This is a genomic window from Pseudomonas sp. R5(2019) (assembly GCF_009905435.1).
Classification (GTDB): Bacteria; Pseudomonadota; Gammaproteobacteria; order Pseudomonadales; family Pseudomonadaceae; genus Aquipseudomonas.
The window spans coordinates 1-20,799 of record NZ_JAAAMT010000018.1; the positions used below are offsets into that span (position 1 = coordinate 1).

General features: G+C 57.0%; 18 protein-coding genes and 1 pseudogene. 12 read left to right on the forward strand and 7 right to left on the reverse strand.

Annotated features, from left to right (window positions below; genetic code table 11):
• Positions 1-185 (forward strand): transposase domain-containing protein (locus tag GUY40_RS13745; protein ID WP_166569492.1); only part of this gene is annotated, 185 nt, incomplete at its 5' end.
• Positions 186-386: 201 nt separating this feature from the next.
• On the opposite strand, the pseudogene GUY40_RS13750 reads toward GUY40_RS13745, so the two are convergent.
• Positions 387-715 (reverse strand): annotated as a pseudogene (locus GUY40_RS13750) (transposase); the annotation flags it as partial.
• Between the two features lie 495 nt (positions 716-1,210).
• Here GUY40_RS13750 and GUY40_RS13755 point away from each other — a divergent pair.
• Positions 1,211-1,528, forward strand: coding sequence for a helix-turn-helix transcriptional regulator (locus GUY40_RS13755; RefSeq protein ID WP_166569493.1), 318 nt, complete (start codon positions 1,211-1,213; stop codon positions 1,526-1,528).
• The gene (locus GUY40_RS13760) at positions 1,521-2,807 is read left to right on the forward strand and encodes a type II toxin-antitoxin system HipA family toxin (RefSeq protein ID WP_166569494.1); all 1,287 of its coding nucleotides are present in this window, start codon (positions 1,521-1,523) and stop codon (positions 2,805-2,807) included. Before GUY40_RS13755 ends, GUY40_RS13760 begins: the two co-directional genes overlap by 8 nt.
• A gap of 532 nt (positions 2,808-3,339) precedes the next feature.
• Here GUY40_RS13760 and GUY40_RS13765 read toward each other — a convergent pair.
• Positions 3,340-4,377: a LacI family DNA-binding transcriptional regulator gene (locus GUY40_RS13765; RefSeq protein ID WP_166569495.1), complete on the reverse strand. Its 1,038-nt coding sequence runs from the start codon at positions 4,375-4,377 to the stop codon at positions 3,340-3,342.
• Positions 4,378-4,887: 510 nt separating this feature from the next.
• Between GUY40_RS13765 and GUY40_RS13770 the strand changes: the two genes are divergently transcribed.
• The 9 genes from GUY40_RS13770 to GUY40_RS13810 all read left to right on the forward strand — a co-directional run bounded on the left by GUY40_RS13770 (position 4,888) and on the right by GUY40_RS13810 (position 15,640).
• Entirely contained in the window at positions 4,888-6,474 is a 1,587-nt protein-coding gene (locus tag GUY40_RS13770; protein WP_166569496.1) for an acyl CoA:acetate/3-ketoacid CoA transferase, read from the forward strand.
• A complete protein-coding gene (locus GUY40_RS13775; protein WP_166569497.1) occupies positions 6,471-7,256 on the forward strand; it encodes an enoyl-CoA hydratase/isomerase family protein in 786 nt (261 codons plus the stop codon). Before GUY40_RS13770 ends, GUY40_RS13775 begins: the two co-directional genes overlap by 4 nt.
• A gap of 1 nt (position 7,257) precedes the next feature.
• A complete protein-coding gene (locus tag GUY40_RS13780; protein ID WP_166569498.1) occupies positions 7,258-8,769 on the forward strand; it encodes an aldehyde dehydrogenase family protein in 1,512 nt (503 codons plus the stop codon).
• 58 nt (positions 8,770-8,827) lie between these two features.
• Positions 8,828-9,613 (forward strand): 3-ketoacyl-ACP reductase, encoded by a 786-nt coding sequence (locus GUY40_RS13785; RefSeq protein WP_166569499.1) that lies wholly within the window; start codon positions 8,828-8,830, stop codon positions 9,611-9,613.
• A gap of 8 nt (positions 9,614-9,621) precedes the next feature.
• Complete coding sequence (locus tag GUY40_RS13790; protein WP_166569500.1) at positions 9,622-11,259, forward strand: GMC family oxidoreductase; 1,638 nt, start codon at positions 9,622-9,624, stop codon at positions 11,257-11,259.
• Positions 11,234-12,406, forward strand: coding sequence for a dihydrodipicolinate synthase family protein (locus GUY40_RS13795; RefSeq protein ID WP_166569501.1), 1,173 nt, complete (start codon positions 11,234-11,236; stop codon positions 12,404-12,406). Before GUY40_RS13790 ends, GUY40_RS13795 begins: the two co-directional genes overlap by 26 nt.
• A 114-nt stretch (positions 12,407-12,520) precedes the next feature.
• The gene (locus GUY40_RS13800; RefSeq protein ID WP_166569502.1) at positions 12,521-12,889 is read left to right on the forward strand and encodes an MHS family MFS transporter; all 369 of its coding nucleotides are present in this window, start codon (positions 12,521-12,523) and stop codon (positions 12,887-12,889) included.
• Between the two features lie 60 nt (positions 12,890-12,949).
• The gene (locus GUY40_RS13805) at positions 12,950-14,158 is read left to right on the forward strand and encodes a sugar MFS transporter (protein ID WP_256675738.1); all 1,209 of its coding nucleotides are present in this window, start codon (positions 12,950-12,952) and stop codon (positions 14,156-14,158) included.
• A 255-nt stretch (positions 14,159-14,413) separates the two neighbouring features.
• Positions 14,414-15,640: a carbohydrate porin gene (locus tag GUY40_RS13810; protein ID WP_166569504.1), complete on the forward strand. Its 1,227-nt coding sequence runs from the start codon at positions 14,414-14,416 to the stop codon at positions 15,638-15,640.
• Here the strand turns inward: GUY40_RS13810 and GUY40_RS13815 are convergent.
• From GUY40_RS13815 to fdhA, 5 genes are all read right to left on the reverse strand, one after another.
• Complete coding sequence (locus tag GUY40_RS13815; protein ID WP_166569505.1) at positions 15,616-16,242, reverse strand: TetR/AcrR family transcriptional regulator; 627 nt, start codon at positions 16,240-16,242, stop codon at positions 15,616-15,618. The two genes, GUY40_RS13810 and GUY40_RS13815, sit on opposite strands and share 25 nt — an antisense overlap.
• 243 nt (positions 16,243-16,485) lie before the next feature.
• On the reverse strand, positions 16,486-17,385 hold the full coding sequence (locus GUY40_RS13820; protein WP_166569506.1) for an alpha/beta hydrolase: 900 nt from the start codon (positions 17,383-17,385) through the stop codon (positions 16,486-16,488).
• Positions 17,386-17,484: 99 nt separating this feature from the next.
• Entirely contained in the window at positions 17,485-18,435 is a 951-nt protein-coding gene (locus GUY40_RS13825; RefSeq protein ID WP_166569507.1) for a PDR/VanB family oxidoreductase, read from the reverse strand.
• Between the two features lie 25 nt (positions 18,436-18,460).
• Positions 18,461-19,513: an aromatic ring-hydroxylating dioxygenase subunit alpha gene (locus GUY40_RS13830; protein WP_166569508.1), complete on the reverse strand. Its 1,053-nt coding sequence runs from the start codon at positions 19,511-19,513 to the stop codon at positions 18,461-18,463.
• Between the two features lie 47 nt (positions 19,514-19,560).
• Positions 19,561-20,754: a formaldehyde dehydrogenase, glutathione-independent gene (gene fdhA, locus GUY40_RS13835; protein WP_166569509.1), complete on the reverse strand. Its 1,194-nt coding sequence runs from the start codon at positions 20,752-20,754 to the stop codon at positions 19,561-19,563.
• Between the last annotated feature and the right edge of the window lie 45 nt (positions 20,755-20,799).

Below are 20,799 nucleotides of genomic sequence, written 5' to 3' on the forward strand. Positions count from 1 at the left end.
ACTGGCTCTTTGCTGGATCGCTGCGCAGTGGCAAACGCGCTGCTGCGCTCATGAGCTTGATACAGACGGCTCGCAACAATGGGCATGATCCGTATGCCTATCTCAAAGATGTGCTGACGCGCCTGCCGACGCAGCGGGCAAGTGAGATTGCGGAGCTGCTGCCGCACAGGTGGCAACCGGCTTAGTTAGGCAAGACGGGTTGGCCGTACGCTTACGGTTGTTCGCCGTGAGCGAGGCGTGGGTGTGGCTGGCCGAGGCACGCATACATGTGCGCCGACTCACCACATGATTTTGTCTACACCCTCTTAGCAATATCTCCAGTCTCTGCACGAAGATTACTGGCCTTGAGGGCATTTTGCCACTGGTGTGGTATTTCGCAAGTAAGGTCGGGACTGTTCCCGGTCCTCTTTTTGCTGGGCCTTTTCCGACTTCTGGCCGGTGATGAAGGCTTGTCGCCACGCGGTGATTTTGCTCGGGCGGGTTAAAGGCCTTTGCGGCGGCAATACTCGCTCAGGTCGATCTCGGACAAGCCGGCAGCTTTAAGGACGACAGCAAACTTGGTTTCGGCTGACCAGTTCTCGGTCGATTGCTTGTTTTCGGACACTGCACTTCCTTCAGCACTGAGCTGCTTGCGCCAGTTGGACAAAGACATTTCGCTGACCCCTTCGTGCCGGGAAACCTCTGCTATCGACAGGTTAAGCGGGGGAAGCAGCATCTTGAGCAATGCGGCTTTACGTTCAGGTGAATAGTACGGCACGACCAGTCTCTTTCCGCCCCCGATATGCTTTTTCAGGAAAAACCGGAGAGGCGACAACTATCCTGACACCGGGGGGTCCTCCGACGTTCATTTGCTTGTGCCCTCCATGTGGCCGAGCTCGGGCGGAAGGCAAGTCGTCACGATAGCGATACCGATGGAAGAAGTTGGTATCGCCGAGTCTCGTCGGGGAGGCCTGCCTCGTGCCGCCAACAATACGATTCTGAGCTGCCCCCGATAGTCAGCGAAGGCCGGGAGATCGCCAGCCAGGGCCAAGAGATCGGCCTGTCCGGCTCCGCCCTTGGCCTGGCTGGGGGTAAATCCAATAAAGTGTGGCCTCTGCCCGTATTCAGGCTATAAAACACCGAATTAGGGAATTACGCTGCTTGATCTAAACTGGGGGCTAATTCTATAATTTTGGGTGCTAACTGGCGCAAAACGAGCTAGGTACACACTATGTTGGATTTAAGCTTCAGCAAGCCGAGTGAGGTCGTCAAGCGACTTTGCGAGCGCCTGCGCACAGAGCGGCTGGCGCTGGAGATGACGCAAGCCGACTTGGCCGGGCGTGCCGGCATCGGCACCAATACCGTGTCCAACCTGGAAGCCGGGCGCAATGTCGGGTTCGAGAGCGTGGTTCGCGTGGCAATGGTCCTTGGCCGAACCAAGGAGCTCGAAGGTCTGTTCCTGCCAAAGCTGGACAGCCTCGAGGACATTCGCCGCTACGAAAACAGCGCCAATCGTCACCGTACAAAGAGGAAGCCCGGCAATGCTTGAGCAAGTGAACGTCTACTACGAAGGCTGGGGTGAACGATGGCAATGGGGCACGCTGATGTCTACGACCGTCCTCACTGGTCGCCCACAGGTAGTGTTCGAGTACAGCAATGACGCAAAGCAAAGAGGCCTGGAGCTGTCCTCTTACAAGCTGCCGTTGCAGGGGCCCCAGTTGCGCCGAGGCTTTCCGCCCCACCAACTGGACCTGCCAGGACCTGTCTATGACTCGTTGCCTGACGGTTGGGGCATGTTGCTGATGGACCGTATGTTCAGGCGCCGCGGTCTCACCACGGCGCGCATCGGTCCACTGGAGCGGCTGGCCTACATTGGTAACAATGCAATGGGAGCTATGACGTTCGAGCCTGTGGCGGCCGAAGGGCAGGAACCGGAAGTGCATATCCCACTGCAACAGCTTGCCGCGCAAGTGCAGGAAGTGCTCCATGGAGAAGGTGGCGAGTTCCTGCAAACGTTGCTGCTGGTGGGCGGCTCGCCCCAAGGCGCCAGACCAAAGGCCCTGGTCTATCGCGATCCCCAAACCGGCGAGTTTACCACCGCCGTCACACCGGGCTTTGAAGCCTGGCTGGTGAAGTTCCCGGCCAGAGAAGAGCATGCCGAGGTGTGCGCTATCGAAATGGTCTACGCCCAGTGCCTGCGCATGTGCAGCATCGAGACCCCGAACACGCAGTATTTCAGTCTGCCCAATGGGTTGGCGGCGTTTGCCAGCAAGCGCTTTGACCGCCAGGATGGTCTGCGCATACCTATGCAAAGTCTCGCGGCCTTTACAGGTGCCGATTACCGGTCTCCAGGGGTCTTGGACTACGTCAACTTCTTGCGTGCAACGCAGATGTGTACCAACGATGCGCGAGAGATGGCGCTGGCCTTCGAGCGTGCCGTCTTCAATGTCGCGTTCAACAACAGAGACGATCACCCCAAGAACTTCTCCTACCTCATGTCGCCAGATGGTGAGTGGAAGCTGGCACCCGCTTACGACGTGACCTTCTGCGAGGGGCCAGGTGGATACCACCAGATGGACGTGATGGGGGAGGCACTGGCGATTTCCCGCGCAGACATGCTTCGGCTTGCTGAGGAAGCTGAGGTGCCACAGGAAGCTGCCAGCAGAATCATCGACGGCATTTGCGACGTGGCCAGCCAGTTTGCAGCCATCGCCGACAATCTGTACCCACAGGTTATTACTCGAGACACCCTGCGCACGATCCAAAGCCGCATCGACCAGAACGTTGCTCTGCTGCGCCAAGGTCACACGGGCCGCAGTCGCAGGTGAAGATCAGGCGGCGAGACCGCGGCTCAGTAGTACTCCAGCCTCTCGTCCGGTAAGGCGTACTGCACACGCTGGTACAAGGGGAACACGGTGGGCAGGAATTACAGTAAACCCTTATATTTCAACGGGTCGGATGCCTGATGTGAGTCTCGTTTCCCGCTCCAATTATTGCGCTGCAGAGTTCCACTGAATTCTGTAAGCGATTGAAATCAGGACCTTCGGGTCCTTTTTTCGTTCCGGCGGAAAACCACTGAAATCCAGCACAATCCGGTACTTTTAAGTCTTGGATTGAGTCCTGATTGGATGCCCTCCAAATCGGATTTATGCTGGAGCAGTGTAGCTTGTGAGACGAGCATTTGGCCTCTGACTGGCACTCTCGGAAATGGCGATTCGTCACGCTCGGATCACCGGCAAGGAATACTCCCTGGCAGACAGCGACGGCCTGTCCCTTCAGATCACAGCTGGTGGCGGAAGCGCTGCCTGTGGCTATGAATTGACGTTCGCTCAGCTGAGTCGTAAGCGCCCGCGCTTCGACTCAGCGGTTTGCGCGTTTGGCGCCGCAGGTGTCACGAACGATCAATTTGGGTTTGAGGAGATACTTCATTGGAGGCGCATCAGGATTCTTCAACCTGGCCAGAAGCATTTCACTGGCGACCTCACCCAGGTGTTCGGGCTCCAGGGCAAGAGTAGTGAGCGGAGGACTGCAGTAGGCCGATCCCGCAACGCCATCGCTCCCGACAATTGCCATATCTTCTCCGGCTTTCAACCCTCGATTGCCAAGCTCGCTGAGGGCGCCAGTCGCGATGAGGTCGTTGTAGCAGACCACTCCAGTGGGCCGATGCGTCTGATCAAGCAGCCGGCTCATCCCGTCCTTGCCACCAGCCAGGCTGATCGCGGTTTCTATCATCCAGTCGGTATTAGGGGTAATGCCGTTTTTCTCAAGGCAGTCACTGTAGCCGCGCAACCGTTCCATGCTGACCGCATAGGTGCTGTTGCGACCGATAAAGGCGATGTCCTTGTGACCCAGGTCAATCAGGTGTTGGGTGGCCATCTGAATGCCGACGTAGTTGTCAGCACCCACGAAATCGGTCTCTTCGCCCTCAAAAGCACGCATCACTGTCACGAAAGGCAAGCCCCACTGCCTTAGTGATGTGACCAGCTCTGCCGGCGTTTCAAAGCTCGGGCAGATGATGATCCCGGCAGCTTTGTGCTCACGCATTGACGCCAATACCTGGCGTTGTACGTTCTGGTCTTCGGCAGTGTGGGCGAGGAGGGTGATGTAGCTGGACTCCAGCATTTTGCGTTCAGCGCCGATGAGCAACTCCACAAAAAAGGAGTTACTCAGGTCGTTGACCACCATTCCGATCACATTTGATACGCCCTGACGCAGATTCGCGGCGCTTCGGTTGTAGACGTAACCCAGCTGCTCCGCAGTGGCGCGCACCTTCTCAGCAGTGGCGGGGCGAACGAGTGGACTGTTGTTCAGTACCAGCGAAACGGTGGATTTCGACACACCGCTCGCTTTGGCGATGTCGGTGATGGTGACCTTTTCTTCGCTTTGGCGCGTGTTCAACTCAAAAATCTCTGCTGGTCGGGGAATCGGAACGTTCCAAACGTACCAATTTTTTGCTCCTCAAGGCTAGCTAGATATCGACGATGTCGCCGATTCTTGGTGGTTTTTCTCAATCAGATTGTTTGTGTTCCTGTAAGTGAGAATCATTGCTATGTCGGCGCCGACGAAGGGCCTTGACAGCGCAAGTGAAGCGAATTACATTTTTGGAACGTTCCAAAAGCAATATGGAACGATTTAATAACAAAAATGGTGATCATCATGAACGTCGTCTTCTCTCTGCTCACTCGGCTCCACTTGCGTTCTCGTACTCGTCCTTCCTCTTCGTTTTCACGTCCATCCGCCCCCGCTGGCCTTACTGCGCAGTCCGCTCGTTTGCATGAGAGTGTCGACCCGTTCGCGGGTGCACTGGGATTGGCCGTGCTCGCGAACATCGCAAGTTTCAGCCCCAGGCATTGAGGGACAGCCGCTCTTGAGCGCTGCCATTTCAAATTCAATACGGCGTAAGGATCTATGAAAAAGCTCATCACTGCTGAACAGGCTGCGAGCCTTATCCACAACGGCGACACGGTCACTGTCAGCTCATCCAGTGGTCTTGCCTGCCCAGATGCAGTGCTGGCCGCCATTGGGCAACGCTACCGTGATACTGCTCACCCTGCAGGCCTGACGATGCTGCACCCCATTGCCGCTGGTGACATGTACGGCATCAAGGGGATTGAGCATCTCGCACAGCCTGGCCTGATCAGCAAAGTGATGGCCGGCTCCTACCCCAGTGGCCCCTCGTCGCTGCCGATGCCAGAGATCTGGCGGATGATCACCGACAACGAGATCGCCGCGTACAACGTGCCAAGCGGCATTCTCTTCGATCTGCACAAGGATGCTGCGGCCAAGCGCCCAGGCGTGCTGACGAAGGTTGGTCTCGATACCTTCGCTGACCCTTCCCGTCAGGGTTGTGCGATGAACGAACTCGGCGCTGAGCACCCGATTGTCGAAAAGGTCTCCTTCGCCGGCGAAGAGTGGCTGTTCTTCCCTACAGTCGTTCCTAAAGTCGCGATCATCCGTGCGACTACTGCAGACGAGCGCGGCAATCTTTCCTATGAGCACGAGGGTGGCCTGCTGGGCGCACTCGACCAGGCCCTGGCAGTGCGCAATAACGGCGGCATTGTCATCGCTCAGGTCAAGCGGGTGGTTCGTGCCGGCTCGCTCAAACCTCATCATGTCCATGTTCCGTGCAACCTGGTGGATCACATCGTTGTTGATCCCGACCAGATGCAAACCACTCAGGTCGCCTACGACCCAGCCATCAGTGGCGAAATTCAGCAGCCCGAGTCGGCCTTCGAGATCGCGCCGTTCAATCCGGAGAAAGTCATTGCCCGCCGCGCGGCTATGCAGGTCGAGCAGGGCATGGCAGTAAACCTGGGCTTCGGTATCTCCGCCAACGTGCCACGCATCCTCCTGGAGGAGGGGCACAACGGTGCTGCGACCTGGGTCATCGAGCAAGGCGCTGTGGGTGGCATGCCTCTGCTGGGCTTCTCCTTCGGCTGCGCCGCCAACGCGGATGCGATCATGCCGTCCTCGGCCCAGTTCACCTACTTCCAGGGCGGCGGCTTCGACCTGACCCTGCTGTCGTTCCTGCAGATCGACCGGCACGGCAACGTCAATGTGTCGAAGCTTCCAGGCAAGCCATACCTCACTGCCGGTTGCGGTGGCTTCGTTGATATCACCACGCATGCCAAGCGCATCGTGTTCTCGGGCTTCTTCACTGCCGGCGCCAAACTGGAGGCGGGTGAGGGCCGGTTGCAGATCCTGCAGCACGGCAAATCTCGCAAGTTGGTCGAAGCTGTCGATCACGTGACCTTCAGTGGCCGGATGGCTCTGGAGCGTGGGCAGGATGTCACTTACATCACTGAACGCTGCGTGATGAAGCTCACCGCCGAGGGCCTGATGGTCACCGAAGTGGCGCCTGGCATCGATCTCGAAAACGACGTGTTGGCGCAGGCGGAGTTCCCGCTGCTGGTGGCCGATAAGGTCGGCGTCATGGATCCCGCCCTGTTCACCGATGCGTTGATGGGCCTTCAACTCAAGGAGCACCAAGCATGAGCTCCCCTGAAGGCTTTGTATCCGTAGAAGTGCAGGATCTGGTTGCCGTAGTTCGTCTTGAGCGTCCCGCCAAGCTGAATGCGCTGACACCAGAGATGATCAACCAACTGGGCCAGATCGCCCTGGATCTGGACAAGCGCACCGACCTGCGTGCCGTCGTTCTGACTGCCAATGGCGACCGTGCGTTCTGCGTCGGCGCGGACATCCGGGTCTGGTCTGGCCTGCAGCCGCTGGACATGTGGCGTCAGTGGGTTCGCGATGGACATCGTGTGTTCGATGCCTGGGCCAACCTTCGCTTGCCCGTTATCGCCGCCATCAATGGTCATGCATTTGGCGGCGGACTGGAGCTGCTTGCGACCGCTGACATTCGTGTGTCTGAGCCTGGCGCGACCTTTGCCCTTCCTGAAGCTGGCATCGCTACCTGCCCAGGCTGGTCGGGCACCCAGCGTCTGGTCAAGTTGATCGGCCCAAGCCAGGTCAAGTTGATGGCGTTGACCGGTCGCCGTATTGACGCCAACGAAGCGCAGCGCGTGGGACTCGTTCAGGACGTCTGCGAGCCAGGCAATGCCTTGGCTCATGCACTGGAACTGGCACAGCAAATCAGCAAGCAGGCACCGATCTCGGTGCAACTGACCAAGCAACTCATCGACGCGGGCACTGGCATCAACGTAGCGGCTGTGCTCGAAGGGATGGCCGGCGCACTGGCCGCCACCACCGAAGACGCGAAAGAAGGCTTGGCCAGCTTCAGCGAGCGTCGACCAGCCGATTACCAAGGAGTTTGAAATGCAATTCTTGACCGTAGATAACACCGCTCAGATCATTGGCCAGCCATACAAGGGCCGCATGCTGATTGATGGCGAATTGTGTGAAGCGCACAACGGCGCTCAGGCCGAGCGTCGCAGCCCTGCCCATGACGTGGTTGTGGGTATCTATCCCGACGCTGCCCGAGGTGACGCCGAGCGTGCTGTAGATGCAGCACGTGCAGCATTCGATGAAGGCACCTGGCCAAACATGTCTGGCCGTGAGCGTGCTGAGGTACTGCTAAAGGTTGCTGAGGGCATCTGCGCTCGTGTCGAAGAGATGGCCCTGATCGAGTGCCTGGAAACCGGTAAACCATTGAGCCAGGCTCGTGGTGAGGTTAGCGGCTGTGTGGATCTGTGGAAGTACGCAGCCTCTCTGGCGCGCACCCTTCACGGCGAGAGCTACAACACCCTGGGTGAGTCGCACCTGGGTGTGGTGCTGCGTCAGCCGGTGGGCGTGGTCTCGATGATCACCCCTTGGAACTTCCCGATCTGGATCCTCAGCCAGAAGCTGCCATTCGCCCTGGCGGCAGGTTGCACCGCTGTGATCAAGCCGAGCGAGCTCACCAATGGCACCACGCTGATGTTGGGTGAAATTCTGCTCGAAGCAGGTCTTCCGAAAGGCGTGGTCAACATTGTTACCGGCCTTGGCCCAGCAGTCGGTCAACCGCTGGTTGGCCATCCGAAAGTGGACATGGTTTCGTTCACCGGTTCCACCCGTGTCGGTCGCTTGATCGCTGCCGAAGCCGGCGCTGCCCTGAAAAAGGTTTCTCTCGAGCTGGGTGGCAAGAATCCACAGATCATCTTCCCTGACTGCGATTGGGATGCTGCAGTGGATGCGGTGGTTTTCGGCGTGTACTTCAACGCTGGCGAATGCTGCAACAGCGGTAGCCGGATCCTGGTGCATAAAGACATCGCCGAGCGCTTCACCGATGCCGTAATTGAGCGTGCCCGTCAGGTACCGGTCGGTGATCCACTGCACCCTGACGTGAAAGTAGGCGCGATCATCAGCGAGATGCAGCTCGGCGGAATCCAGGCCGCAATCGACGAAGCGCGCAAAGCGGGTGCGACCATCAGCCTGGGCGGTGAGCGTCACGAAACAGAGCGTGGCCTCTACCTTCAGCCGACCATCGTCACGGGTGTCACTCCTGACATGACCATCGCCCGGGAAGAGGTCTTCGGCCCTGTTCTGTCGGTGCTCACATTCGAGTCGGTAGACGAAGCCATCGCGCTGGCCAACGACACTTGCTACGGCCTGTCGGCTGCAGTGTGGAGCAAAGATATCGATGTTTGTCTGAAGGCTGCTCGGAAAATCGACGCAGGCACCGTGTGGGTCAACACGTTCCTGGATGGCTTCGCCGAACTGCCATTTGGTGGTTTCCGTGACTCCGGTCTGGGCCGTGAGCTGGGTCACCACGCGGTTGAGGATTACACCGAACAGAAGACCATCCAGTTGCATATCGGTGATCGGCAGAACTGGTGGCTGCCGAAGTAAAACACCGGATTTTTTTTGCATAAAAATTGGAACGTTCCAAACGATTGAGAATGCAGCCATGACAAACAACAACAACGTTTCGCAACGCCCCGTCGCACTGGTTACCGGAGGCCGTCGCGGCATTGGTGCCGCCATCGTTCTGCGACTGGCCCGTGATGGTTTCGACGTTGCCTTTACCTGCCGTAGCGAAGATGAAGTGGCACAACAGCTGTGCGCAGAGATCGAGTCACTGGGCGGACGAGGACTGGCGGTCGCCAGTGAGTTGCAGAGCTTGGAAGCACACGCGCAGTTGCTTGAGCGTGTGCAAGCCTGGGGTGGTGCAGTCGATTGCCTGGTGAACAACGCAGGCATCGGCTCTCCGTCTCGTGGAGACCTCTTGGCCATGAAACCTGAGGCGTTCGATCTGGTGCTGGAAACCAACCTGCGTGGGACTTTCTTCCTGACGCAGCAGGTGGCCAAGCAGATGATCGAGAATCCTTCGTCGCACGCTCGCAGCATCATCAATGTTTCCAGTGTGAGTGTGGAGCTCGCGTCCCCGGAGCGAGGCGAATACTGCATGTCCAAGGCCGCCTTGGGCATGTCCACCAAGCTGTTCGCCCTGCGCCTGGCTGCGGAGAACATCGGCGTGTTTGAAGTGCGTCCGGGGGTAATTCGCACTGATATGACAGCGGGTGTCGCCGACAAATACGAGCAGCGCTTCAAGGATGGTCTGGTGCCGATGGGCCGCTGGGGTGAGACCAGCGATATCGCCTCCATCGTCAGCTCGCTGGCTGCCGGGCAGTTCGGCTTCGCGACCGGCTCTGTCATTCACGCCGATGGCGGTCTCGCCATCCCACGTCTGTGAGTGCCGTCATGACTTACGACTACATCATTGTCGGAGGCGGTTCGGCGGGCTGCGTGCTCGCCAATCGGCTCAGCGAAGATCCCCGCAACAAGGTACTGCTGCTGGAAGCCGGTGGAGGGGATCGCCATCCACTGTTCAGCATGCCTGCCGGTTTCGCCAAGATGACCAAGGGAAGGGGCTCGTGGGGCTGGTCGACCGTCCCGCAGAAGCACCTGAAGAACCGGGTATTGCATTACACCCAGGCCAAGGTCATCGGCGGCGGTTCGTCCGTTAATGCGCAGATCTACACCCGTGGCGCCGCTGCGGACTATGACGAGTGGGAGAGCGAGTGTGGTGCCGAGGGCTGGGCTTACAAGGATGTGCTGCCCTACTTCAAACGTGCTGAAAACAATCAGCGCTATGCCAATAAGTATCATGGCTACGAGGGGCCGCTGGGCGTCTCGAATCCCATCAGCCCATTGCCAATTTGTGAAGCCTATTTCCAGGCCGGACAGGAACTGGGAATCCCATTCAACCCGGACTTCAACGGGGCCGAGCAGGATGGTTTGGGCTACTACCAGCTCACCCAGCTGAATGCCAAGCGCTCCTCCACGTCGGTTGCGTATCTGCGCCCAGCCATGGGCCGCTCAAACCTGACCGTCATGCTGGGTGCCCTTACTCATCGTGTCGTGCTCAACGGCAAACGGGCAGTAGGGGTTGAAGTAGTGTCGCAAGGCGCTACTCAACCTGCTCTCTACCTGGCGTCGCGTGAGGTGATCGTCAGCAGCGGAGCCATCGGCTCCCCAAAACTGCTGATGCAGTCCGGTATTGGCCCAGAAGAACACTTGCGTGAAGTGGGCGTGAAAGTCGAGCACGCGTTGGCAGGCGTCGGCAGCAATCTTCAGGATCACCTGGATCTTTTCGTTATCGCGGAATGCACCGGCAACCACACCTACGACCCATACGGCAAACCTCATATGGCGGCCTGGGCGGGTCTGCAATACCTGCTGCTGAAGAAGGGCCCAGTGGCGTCCAGCCTGTTTGAAACGGGCGGGTTCTGGTACGCCGACCCTGCGGCGCGGTCGCCAGACATCCAGTTCCACCTGGGTCTTGGTTCGGGCATCGAAGCCGGTGTCGCGCAGATGAGCAATCCTGGTGTGACCCTCAACTCAGCATTCCTGCGGCCTCGCTCTCGCGGCACCGTTCGTTTGGCAAGCGCCAACCCGACCGACGCTCCGCTGATCGATCCGAACTACTTCGCCGATCCCTATGATCGCGAGATGTCCATCAAGGGCCTGCGCCTGGCTCGGGAGATCCTTGCGCAGCCAGCATTGAAACGCTTTGTGCTGGCCGAGCGGCTGCCAGGCCTCGACAAGCTCAGTGACGAGCAACTGTTTGAGTACGCCTGCGCCAATGCCAAGACCGACCACCACCCTGCCGGCACTTGCCGCATGGGCCATGGCGACGATGCGGTGGTGTCCACCGACCTCAAGGTACATGGCATCGACGGATTGCGTGTGGTGGATGCGTCGATCATGCCTCGCCTGAACAGCAGCAACACCAACGCTCCGACCATCATGATCGCCGAGAAAGCGGCGGATCTCATTCTTGGCAAAGTCCCCCAGTCAGAGGAAAAGTCTCGTGAATATTCTGTTGCCCACGCTTGATGGCCGTATTGAACGCTACGACCTGCAAAACGCTGACGCGCCGTATGCCAAGTTCGAGAAGCGCCCGCTGAGCCGCATTGCGTATGCAGCTGCCCACGTGGTGATCGATCCTGCTCGTCCGGCCAATCCTTGGGACGAAACCGTCGCCATCGACTGGGACAAGACCCTGGGCTTTCGCGAGTACCTATGGAGCCTCGGTTTCAAGATCGCTGAAGCCATGGACACTGCTCAACGCGGCATGGGCCTGGGCTGGAAGGAATCCGCCGAGCTGATTCGCCGCAGCGTGACTCACGCACGGCAAATCGAAGGCGCTGACCTGAGCTGTGGTGTCGGCACCGATCAGCTGGTTGTTACGCCGTCGACCACCCTGGACGATGTGTTGGGCGCTTACCGCGAACAGTTCGAAGTGGTCGACAGCGTTGGCGGCAGCGCCATCCTCATGGCCAGCCGCGCACTCTGTGCAGTGGCCAAGAGCGGGGAAGAGTACGAGAAGGTCTACTCGACGCTGCTGGGCGAGGCACGCCAGAAGGTTGTCCTGCACTGGCTGGGCGAGGCCTTCGACGCCAACCTGCGCGGCTACTGGGGCAGCACCGATGTACCGACTGCGATGAACACTGTCCTGTCGATCATCGAGTCCAACGTCGACAAGGTCGACGGCATCAAGATCTCGCTGTTGGAAGCGGAGTGGGAAATCGAACTGCGTCGCCGTCTGCCAGAAGGTGTGAAGCTCTATACCGGTGACGACTTCAACTTCGGCGAACTGATCGCTGGGGATGCAACTCACCATTCACACGCGCTCCTGGGGATCTTCGACCCAATCGCTCCGGTAGCTGCCCATGCCTTGGCGGCACTCACCGATGGCGACGTAGCCCGCTATCACGCGTTGATGAATCCGACCGTGGCGCTCTCTCGCGAGATCTTCAAAGCACCGACCCGCTACTACAAAGCAGGCGTTGTACTGCTTGCTTGGCTGAATGGTCACCAGGATCACTTCAGCATGCTCGGCGGCATGCAATCGGCTCGTTCGCTTTCCCACTACAGCGAAGTGTTCCGTCTGGCGGATCAAGCCGGCGTGCTGATTCAACCTGAGCTTGCAGTTGAGAGAATGAAGGGACTCGCCTCGGTGTACGGCGGCATCACCGGCTAATCGACGCAGCACAACCAGGCGTAGGGTTCGTGCGTGCTAACCCTACTGTGCGAAACAAGAACAATAAGGGGATCCCCATGGGCACCATCGCCAATAGAGTTTCGGAAACACCGGGTGACATCGCTGATCACTGCGCTTTGGGCGTTCCCCGCCTTCTGGTTGTTCAACACGATGGACCCGACCCTGATCGTCTTGGGCATGGTCGTTGCCATCAGCTTGGGTGCCTTTGGCATGTACTCGGTGCAAGCCGCGTACTTTCCCGAGTTGTTTGATGCCAGATACCGCTACACCGGCATCGCGGTGAGCAAGGAATTTGCCGCGCTGGCATCAGGCGGTATCGCTCCCTTCGTTGCCGCAGCGCTGCTCAGTTGGTCGGGTAATCACTACTGGCCGGTGGCGACCTACGTAGTGGTGTTGGCGGGTATCTCATTTATCGCGACTTTCTTCGCACCTGAAACACGCGGTTCTGAAATCAGCATCTGACTTTCAGCGATTACACCTATCCAATAAAAAAATGAGGCGTGTATGAACGTTCAACTCGAAATGCCTGTGCAGGCGACTGCACCGTCTGCAACCAAAATTGCCTTCATTCTGGTTACCAGTTTGTTCTTCATGTGGGGGCTTTCCCACGGCCTCCTGGATGTGCTCAATAAGCATTTTCAAGACACGTTGAATGTCAGCAAGGCCCAATCGGGCTACCTGCAGGCCGCCTACTTCGGTGCGTATTTCATCGTTGCCTTGCCCGTGGGGGCGTTCATGGATCGCTGTGGTTACAAAGCAGGCATCCTCGTGGGCCTCGCTTTGTTCGCCCTCGGTGCGTTGCTGTTTATCCCCGCGACCAGTGCCGGTACTTTTGCGGCGTTCCTGGGGGCGTTGTTCATCCTGGCCTGTGGTCTGGGCTGCCTGGAAACCGCTGCCAACCTCTACGCGTCGGTGCTGGGTAGACCAGAAACCGCAGAGCGCCGCTTGAACTTCGCTCAATCGTTCAATGGCCTCGGTGTATTTATCGGCCCTCTGATTGGCGGCTCACTGTTCTTCGCTCCACCCGTAGCTCTGGTTGGATTCACTATCGATCCGGTGATGTTGACCTACGCGACCTTGGGCCTGGTTGTCATCCTGATGATGGTCGTGTTCGCCGCCGTGCCACTGCCTGAAATTCAGGCGCAGAGTTCGTCTTCTGAGAAGGCCGGTACAACTCGCTCGCTGTGGTCGCATTCGAACTTCACCGGCGCACTGATAGCACAGTTCTTCTATATTGCTGCTCAGGTGGGTGTAGGTGCATTCTTCATCAATTACGCCATCGAGCACTGGAGCGGCCTGACCACGCAGAAAGCATCCTACCTTCTGTCTATCGCCATGCTGAGCTTCATGATTGGCCGCTTCGTCAGCACCTGGCTGATGCGCTACATCCCCGCGACCGCCATGCTCATTGGCTATGCACTCATCAACACCGCACTCTGTGCTGTGGCGGTTGCCGGCATTCAAGAGCTCTCGGTCTACGCATTGATCGGCGTGTTCTTCTTCATGTCCATCCTGTACCCCAGCATCTTTGCAATGGGTGTTAAAAACTTGGGCGGGCACACCAAGAAGGCTGGATCATATCTGGTCATGACTCTGGTCGGTGGCGCCATTGCGCCTTACTGCATGGGTGCCATTGCTGACGTCTACGGCACTGGCGTCGCCTTTATCGTTCCTCTTGTATGCTTCTTGGTCGTCGCTGGCTACGGCATTAAGCAGCGTCGCGAGGTGTAATTGCAGGCGATTGATAATACCTAACCAACTTTGGTCTTTCTATCAGTCGCTAGCTACCTGTGGTCACTTTGCACCGGCATTGCCTGAGGCTTTCTCACGCTTTTGCCTGAGGCAGTCCGGTGCCTTTTTTAAATCAAGAATTTTGACTTTGGTTTGGTATCACCTGTTCTGGGTATGCCATGCCCTGCGGGCTACTCAGTAGCTCTGCATTTCGCTGACCTTGACGAATAAATAAAATAACCAAAGGCTTTATCCATGAAATTCAAAACTCTCGGCGTTGTTCTGGGTGCGTTATCTGCTGCTGGTTTTCTGCCTCACGAAGCATATGCAACAAATTTCAGCGGGTATTTCAGGACGGGAGTAGGGGACTCTACTGAAGGGGGCAAGCAATCGTGCTTCCAATTGCCGGGCGCTGGTTCGAAATATCGTCTGGGTAATGAATGCGAACAGTATCTTGAGCTGGATTTGCGCCAAGATCTTCTGGCCCTGGACGATGGTTCAGTGGTCAGCGTTGAAGGGATGGCTCAGTTTTTCAACGAATATGCTCATGCTCCAAAGTTCGACGGTGAGTACGGTTACACCCGGATGGCTCAGCTCTATGCCGAGTGGAGCAAAGTGCCGGTGTTGAACGGTGGCTCATTCTGGGCGGGTCGCCGTTACTACAATCGAAACGATATCCACATTACTGATTACTACTACTGGAATCAGAGCTCGACCGGTTTTGGCTTCGATCAGGTCGCCTTGGGTGATTTGAAGTACAGCTATGTGTTCTCGCGAAAAGACAACATTTTCCAGAAGGAAATGGTCACGCGCCATGACCTGACTGTCAGTGGGTTCAACACCAACCCGGGCGGTGAGCTCCAGCTTGGCGTCAGCTACCTGGACAAGCCGAGCCGTGAAGGGGCCCATCAAGGCTGGTCGGTCATAGCCCAGCACAAGCAGACCGAGTTTCTGGGCGGCGTGAACAAGTTCGCTGTGCAGTATGGCCAAGGCTCTGGTACCGCACTGAGCTATACCGGCGACTCGTCTCTGGATCAGGCCAACAGGAGTTGGCGGGTGGTCAAATTCTTCGATTGGCAGATGACTCACGCCTTCAGTGGCCAGGTACAACTGGTCTATCAAAAGGACATCCGCCCGGACGGTGATGATCAGAACTGGTTGTCGGTCGGTATCCGCCCGGTTTACGCGATCAGTGATCAATTCAAATTCGTCACTGAGGTAGGCCGCGACCAGGTTGAAGCCCCTGGGGGAACGCGCAAGCTCACCAAATACACCATCGCACCAACGTGGTCACCCAAGGGGTTAGGCTTCTGGGATAGGCCAGAGATCCGCCTCTACTACACCTACGCGACTTGGAACAAAGCTGCCCAACGTGCTGCAAGCCTGCAGTCCCCCGGTTCGGCGCTTTCTGATACCGGTTCGTTCGGTACCGATCTGCACGGATCCAACGTGGGTGTTCAGGTCGAGTATTGGTGGAAGTAGCCAGTCGTTTTGCCACTGGCGATAATGCACACGACAAAATGTGTGAGTGCTTCTGTCAGTTGCTGTTCCGTTACCTCAAGACAAACCCACTGTGACTGCCCGTACAGCATTCCAATGACTGCACTCGTGATCAGGTGGACCTCATCATCAAGCTTGCCTTCCTCCCGGTACTCATCAGAGATGCTTGTGCTCAATAGCGTCGCGTAGGCATTTTTAAGCTGGTTAGCCTGGTGCTGGTGCTCTTCGTTGAGATTCACGAACTCACGGGCCACCAGCACCAGCCTGTGCTTTTCACTCAGGCTAAAGGCGACGAAGGCTTGAACAAAGCGGCGTACACGTTCAGATGGGGTCCTTGCGCCCTTCATTCGATGCTTTGTATTGAATAATAAATCCGACAGTGCGGACTCAATCAGCTCGAACAACAAGCATTGTTTACTTTCAACATGGTGGTACAGCGATCCGGCATGCAGACCCAGGTAGCTCGCCAGATCGCGCAAACTGATTGCATGAAAGCCGCGTGTTGCGAAAAGCTCAAGCGCAACCTCAAGAAGTCGATCACGGGTGCTGGGGGCTGGATTGGCTGAGGTGATGGTTACTTCCATTGCGAATTCTCAAAAAAGTATTCACGTTCAATCAATGGGGGAGGGCTGACTGAGTGTGCAGCCAAGTCGCAGATAGCCAAACACGGCGCTTACGCCGATCACAAGCAGCACCACGCAGACGGCGCGCCACCCGTACGTGCCACTCAGCACGCCTCCCAAACTCGATGGCAATGGGGCGCTATTTTCCGTCATCCGACCTGACCGTTGTAGGTCGTCTGGCACAGGTCGGTTGAAAACGTTAATTTATGCTTGGGAGGCAGGGGTGGTTGTAATGAAGTTATGCAATTCTTCAGAGAAAGAATCAAACTCGGCGCCTACTTGAAATATAGGTGATATGTGGTTGTGTCCGGCCAAGAAGTGCATGGGTGGCCAGCAACCATTTCGTTCGAAAAATTGGTCAAGCAATTCTTTGGCTTGTTGCTGGAAGTTAGGAGGATCTAGCTCTGATACGGTAAAAAGTAATGGGATTTTTGCATCCAGAAGCTTCGGCAATGGCGATTGACTAGCAAATTGACTAGCATCATCGCCAAAGTAAGCGGCTTCCCTTTCACTGTGCGCAAGCGTAGTCAGGTCATAAAGGCCCGACATGATGATGGCCGAGGATACCGGTCCGCCTGCGCTGCAGTGCTCCGCAACAAATCCTGCAACGTGAACAGCGCCTGCCGACTGCCCCCAAAGAACGATTCGTTTTGTATCGCCGCCATGTATTGAAGGATTGTCGACAAGCCAGCGGATTGCCGAATGGATATCTTCTTTGCCTGCCGGATAGCGATAATTGGGGGCCAGTCGATAATTCATGACGACCCCGATAAAGCCTTGCCGGGCTGCCCAACGGCCAACGTTGGAATAGAATGGATCGCTTGGGTGACCTTTGGATCCAGCGACAAAGCCTCCGCCATGCACGAAAATTACGATCGGAGGTTTCTCAGCCAGGTGCCCTGCCGGCTGGAAAAGATCTAACCGATGACGCTCGTGTGTGCCATAGGTTAGATCGCGAGTTTCTAAGCAGGTGGTTGAGTCCTGGCGTGGTGCTCCGGGGAGGTACAGTGCTTTGGTGGCAATGATTTGCTCGAGGCTTAGGGTGCTTCCTAACTGGGAAATTTGCGTGCGAAGAACATCGGGCATTTTATTATGAGAGGTCATCAAGGTGCTCCAATTGTAATGCAGGGTGAAGGGTTCCCCACGGCGTAGATTGTGTTATCTGCTGAATCAAGTCCTTGTCAGGGCAACGTTCAATTTAACCTAGATATCCAAGACCAATACAGCTGTTTTAGACCGCGAACAGCAAGGAGTGAATTGATCATTACACGCCTGCTCATCTTCTGTGAGAAACATATCCCGATGCTCAGGAGTTCCTTCCAGTACCCTGGTAAGGCAGGTCCCACATACACCTTGCTCACAGGCAATTGGAATGTCGAAGCCGTGTTGATGCAGTACCTGAACGACACTTTGATCGGAGGTCACCTCTAATAGCTGACCGGTGCTCGCGACCTTGATGGTGAAAGCGTCATCCTGTGAGGTATTGACCGGCGAAGCGCTAAAGTATTCTCGGTGAAGGGCATTGGGAGGCCAACCCAGTGCCTTTGCTGTACCCAGGATGTGCTCCATGAAGCCGGTAGGGCCACACACGTAAAGGTGCGAGCCTGGTTCAGGATGGGCGAGTAGCGCCTCGGCCTGCAATTGTGTTGCCGGCTCTTCGTCAAAGTGAAAGTTTACTCGATCGCAGAATGCCGAGTGCTCCAGACGGTCCAGAAAGGCCGCTCGCTCTTTCGAACGAGAGCAATAGTGCAGTTCAAAGTTTGCCTGGGTCTGCTCCAAACGTTCTGCCATGCACAGAATGGGCGTGATGCCGATGCCACCTGCAAACAATAATGTACGGTTCGCCTGTTGGGTGAGTTCGAAGAGATTGCGAGGTTCGCTGATGTGCAATCGATCGCCACACTGGACCTCTTCATGCATACAGGTTGAGCCACCTCGCGAGTCAGGACTTTTAAGCACACCTATTTGGTAACGATGGCGCTCGTGAGGTGGATTGCAAAGAGAGTACTGGCGGATTATTCCATTTGGAAGATGAACATCAATATGGGCACCGGCGCTGAACACCGGCAGCGGACGACCTTCGACGCTCGCAAGCTCAAATGTACAAATGTCCTTTGCTTCGTCAGTGCGCGACACTACAACTACTTCAATCATGATTAACCCTCTACATCAGCTGGTGTCAGTGGCTGGCAACCCATTGCGCAGTCGTGTGCTCGCAGGCGATAAGGCGATCCAGGACGCGCCGCGATTGAACGCCCCCGGCATCGATGTTGAGTTTGAGCAGGTCGCGATGTGGGTTTTCCAGAAGATTGCGTTGCTGACGTTCGAGCATTTCCAAATCTTCACTGAAGATTTTTCCTTGGCCGTCCCGAATGCTGTCAGTCAGCGATTGGTCCGCGGTGTTGAAGTTACGTGCCATCCCCCAAAAGTACCAGATAGAGGTTTCTGTCTCGGGGGTGATGAAATCCACAACGATACTCGAAACCTTATGTGCCGGGGCCGCGTGGTATCCACCGAACCCAGCATGCGCAACGCCAACTTCGATTAACACGTGACTCGGAGGGGTGAAGCGACAGATCTGCCAGCGATCCACCGGGACGTCATCGGCTAAATTATTGCCTCGTAACGCCATACGCCAGAATGGCGGGGCCATGATGTTTTCCATATGCCGCGCGGTCACTACTTCATCACCTTCAGTCGTTGTAACGGGTGCTGCCTCGTCGATTTCTTTCTGACCAATACTCGAAGCATGGACATAGGTTTCGTGGGTCAAGTCCATGAGGTTGTCGATCATCAGTCGATAGTCACAGGCGATATGGAACAGTCCTCCCCCGTAAGCCCACTCGTCGCTTACGGCCCACTCTAGATGATGAATCAAAGCAGGGTCTGCTTGATGTTGGTCACCAGGCCATACCCATATGAAGCCATAGCGCTCCACCACGCAGTAGCTTTTATTGCAGGGAAATCCGCGCACCCTTTGCCCGGGCATCGAGACTGTTTTGCCGTCACAACCCATGACCAATCCGTGGTAACCGCACACTAGGTTCCCATCTTCTACATAACCCAGTGAAAGCGGTGCCCCGCGATGGGGGCAAAAGTCTTCAACTGCAACGACCTGTTGATCTTTGCCGCGGTAGAATACGATTTTTTCACCACAGATCTGCCGGCCCAACGGCTTCTCGGCAATTTCGTCTGGTGTACAGGCGACATACCAGGTGTTCTTTGGGTACATGCTCACTCTCCTCAGGGGCTTATTTTTGTTGGGGTCAGCTGCGGCACTCACGAACTGAAGAGACGATGTGGGTCGATGACGAATTTTTTTGGTACGCCGGCGTCGAACTCGCCGTAACCCTGGGGTGCCTCGTCCAGGGCGATGACTTGCACTCCAACCACTTCGGCAATGTTGATGCGGTCCCACATGATTGCCTGCATCAACTGGCGGTTGTACTTCATCACCGGGGTCTGGCCAGTGTGGAAGCTGTGGGATTTAGCCCAGCCCAGGCCGAAGCGGATACTCAGGCTACCCATTTTGGCGGCGGCATCGATTGCACCCGGGTCTTCGGTGACATAGAGGCCGGGGATGCCGATCTTGCCAGCGACACGGACCACGCCCATCAGTGAGTTCAATACCGTGGCCGGTGCTTCGTGCTGCGCACCGGCATGACCATGGCCGCGAGCTTCGAAGCCAACGGCATCGACTGCGCAGTCGACTTCTGGTTCACCCAAGAGGGCGGCAATCTGTTCATGCAGTGGAGTGTCCTGCGACAGATCGGCGATTTCAAAGCCTTGGGCTTTGGCATGGGCCAGGCGCACCGGGTTGACGTCGCCAACGATGACCACTGCTGCCCCCAGCAGGCGCGCAGAGGCTGCGGCCGCCAAGCCAACCGGACCGGCACCGGCAATGTACACCGAGCTCCCGGGGCCAACACCAGCGGTTACGGCACCGTGGTAACCGGTCGGGAGGATGTCGGAGAGGCAGGTCAGATCACGGATTTTTTCCATGGCCCGGTCGCGGTCTGGCAGTTTTAGCAGGTTGAAGTCGGCGTATGGCACCAGCACGTATTCGGCCTGGCCACCGACCCAATCGCCCATGTCCACATAGCCATAGGCACCACCGGCACGAGCCGGGTTGACGGTCAGGCAGACGCCCGTGTGCTGTTCCTTGCAAGAGCGGCAGCGACCGCAGGCCACGTTGAACGGCACCGAGACCAGGTCGCCAACCTTGAGGTGTTCTACGTCGCGGCCGGCTTCGATGACCTCACCGGTGATTTCATGCCCCAGCACCAGCCCGACCTGCGCCGTGGTACGGCCGCGCACCATGTGCTGGTCAGAGCCACAGATGTTGGTGGACACAACCCGCAGGATCACCCCGTGTTCAATACGCTTGCCGCGTGGATCCTGCATTTTGGGGAAGTCGATCGATTGCACTTCGACCTTGCCATCGCCCAGATAAACTACGCCTCTATTGGACATATTCCGCCTCTTATTGTTGTTGACCTGATGTCTTTTCAGGCCAAT

Excerpts from the sequence above, each read along its gene's own strand:
- GUY40_RS13825 (WP_166569507.1), bottom strand. The coding sequence starts at position 18,435 with ATGATTGAAGTAGTTGTAGTGTCGCGCACTGACGAAGCAAAGGACATT.
- GUY40_RS13805 (WP_256675738.1), top strand. The coding sequence starts at position 12,950 with ATGCCTGTGCAGGCGACTGCACCGTCTGCAACCAAAATTGCCTTCATT.
- GUY40_RS13785 (WP_166569499.1), top strand. The coding sequence starts at position 8,828 with ATGACAAACAACAACAACGTTTCGCAACGCCCCGTCGCACTGGTTACC.
- GUY40_RS13810 (WP_166569504.1), top strand. The coding sequence starts at position 14,414 with ATGAAATTCAAAACTCTCGGCGTTGTTCTGGGTGCGTTATCTGCTGCT.
- fdhA (WP_166569509.1), bottom strand. The coding sequence starts at position 20,754 with ATGTCCAATAGAGGCGTAGTTTATCTGGGCGATGGCAAGGTCGAAGTG.
- GUY40_RS13820 (WP_166569506.1), bottom strand. The coding sequence starts at position 17,385 with ATGACCTCTCATAATAAAATGCCCGATGTTCTTCGCACGCAAATTTCC.
- GUY40_RS13775 (WP_166569497.1), top strand. The coding sequence starts at position 6,471 with ATGAGCTCCCCTGAAGGCTTTGTATCCGTAGAAGTGCAGGATCTGGTT.
- GUY40_RS13815 (WP_166569505.1), bottom strand. The coding sequence starts at position 16,242 with ATGGAAGTAACCATCACCTCAGCCAATCCAGCCCCCAGCACCCGTGAT.
- GUY40_RS13760 (WP_166569494.1), top strand. The coding sequence starts at position 1,521 with ATGCTTGAGCAAGTGAACGTCTACTACGAAGGCTGGGGTGAACGATGG.
- GUY40_RS13790 (WP_166569500.1), top strand. The coding sequence starts at position 9,622 with ATGACTTACGACTACATCATTGTCGGAGGCGGTTCGGCGGGCTGCGTG.
- GUY40_RS13755 (WP_166569493.1), top strand. The coding sequence starts at position 1,211 with ATGTTGGATTTAAGCTTCAGCAAGCCGAGTGAGGTCGTCAAGCGACTT.
- GUY40_RS13830 (WP_166569508.1), bottom strand. The coding sequence starts at position 19,513 with ATGTACCCAAAGAACACCTGGTATGTCGCCTGTACACCAGACGAAATT.
- GUY40_RS13770 (WP_166569496.1), top strand. The coding sequence starts at position 4,888 with ATGAAAAAGCTCATCACTGCTGAACAGGCTGCGAGCCTTATCCACAAC.
- GUY40_RS13780 (WP_166569498.1), top strand. The coding sequence starts at position 7,258 with ATGCAATTCTTGACCGTAGATAACACCGCTCAGATCATTGGCCAGCCA.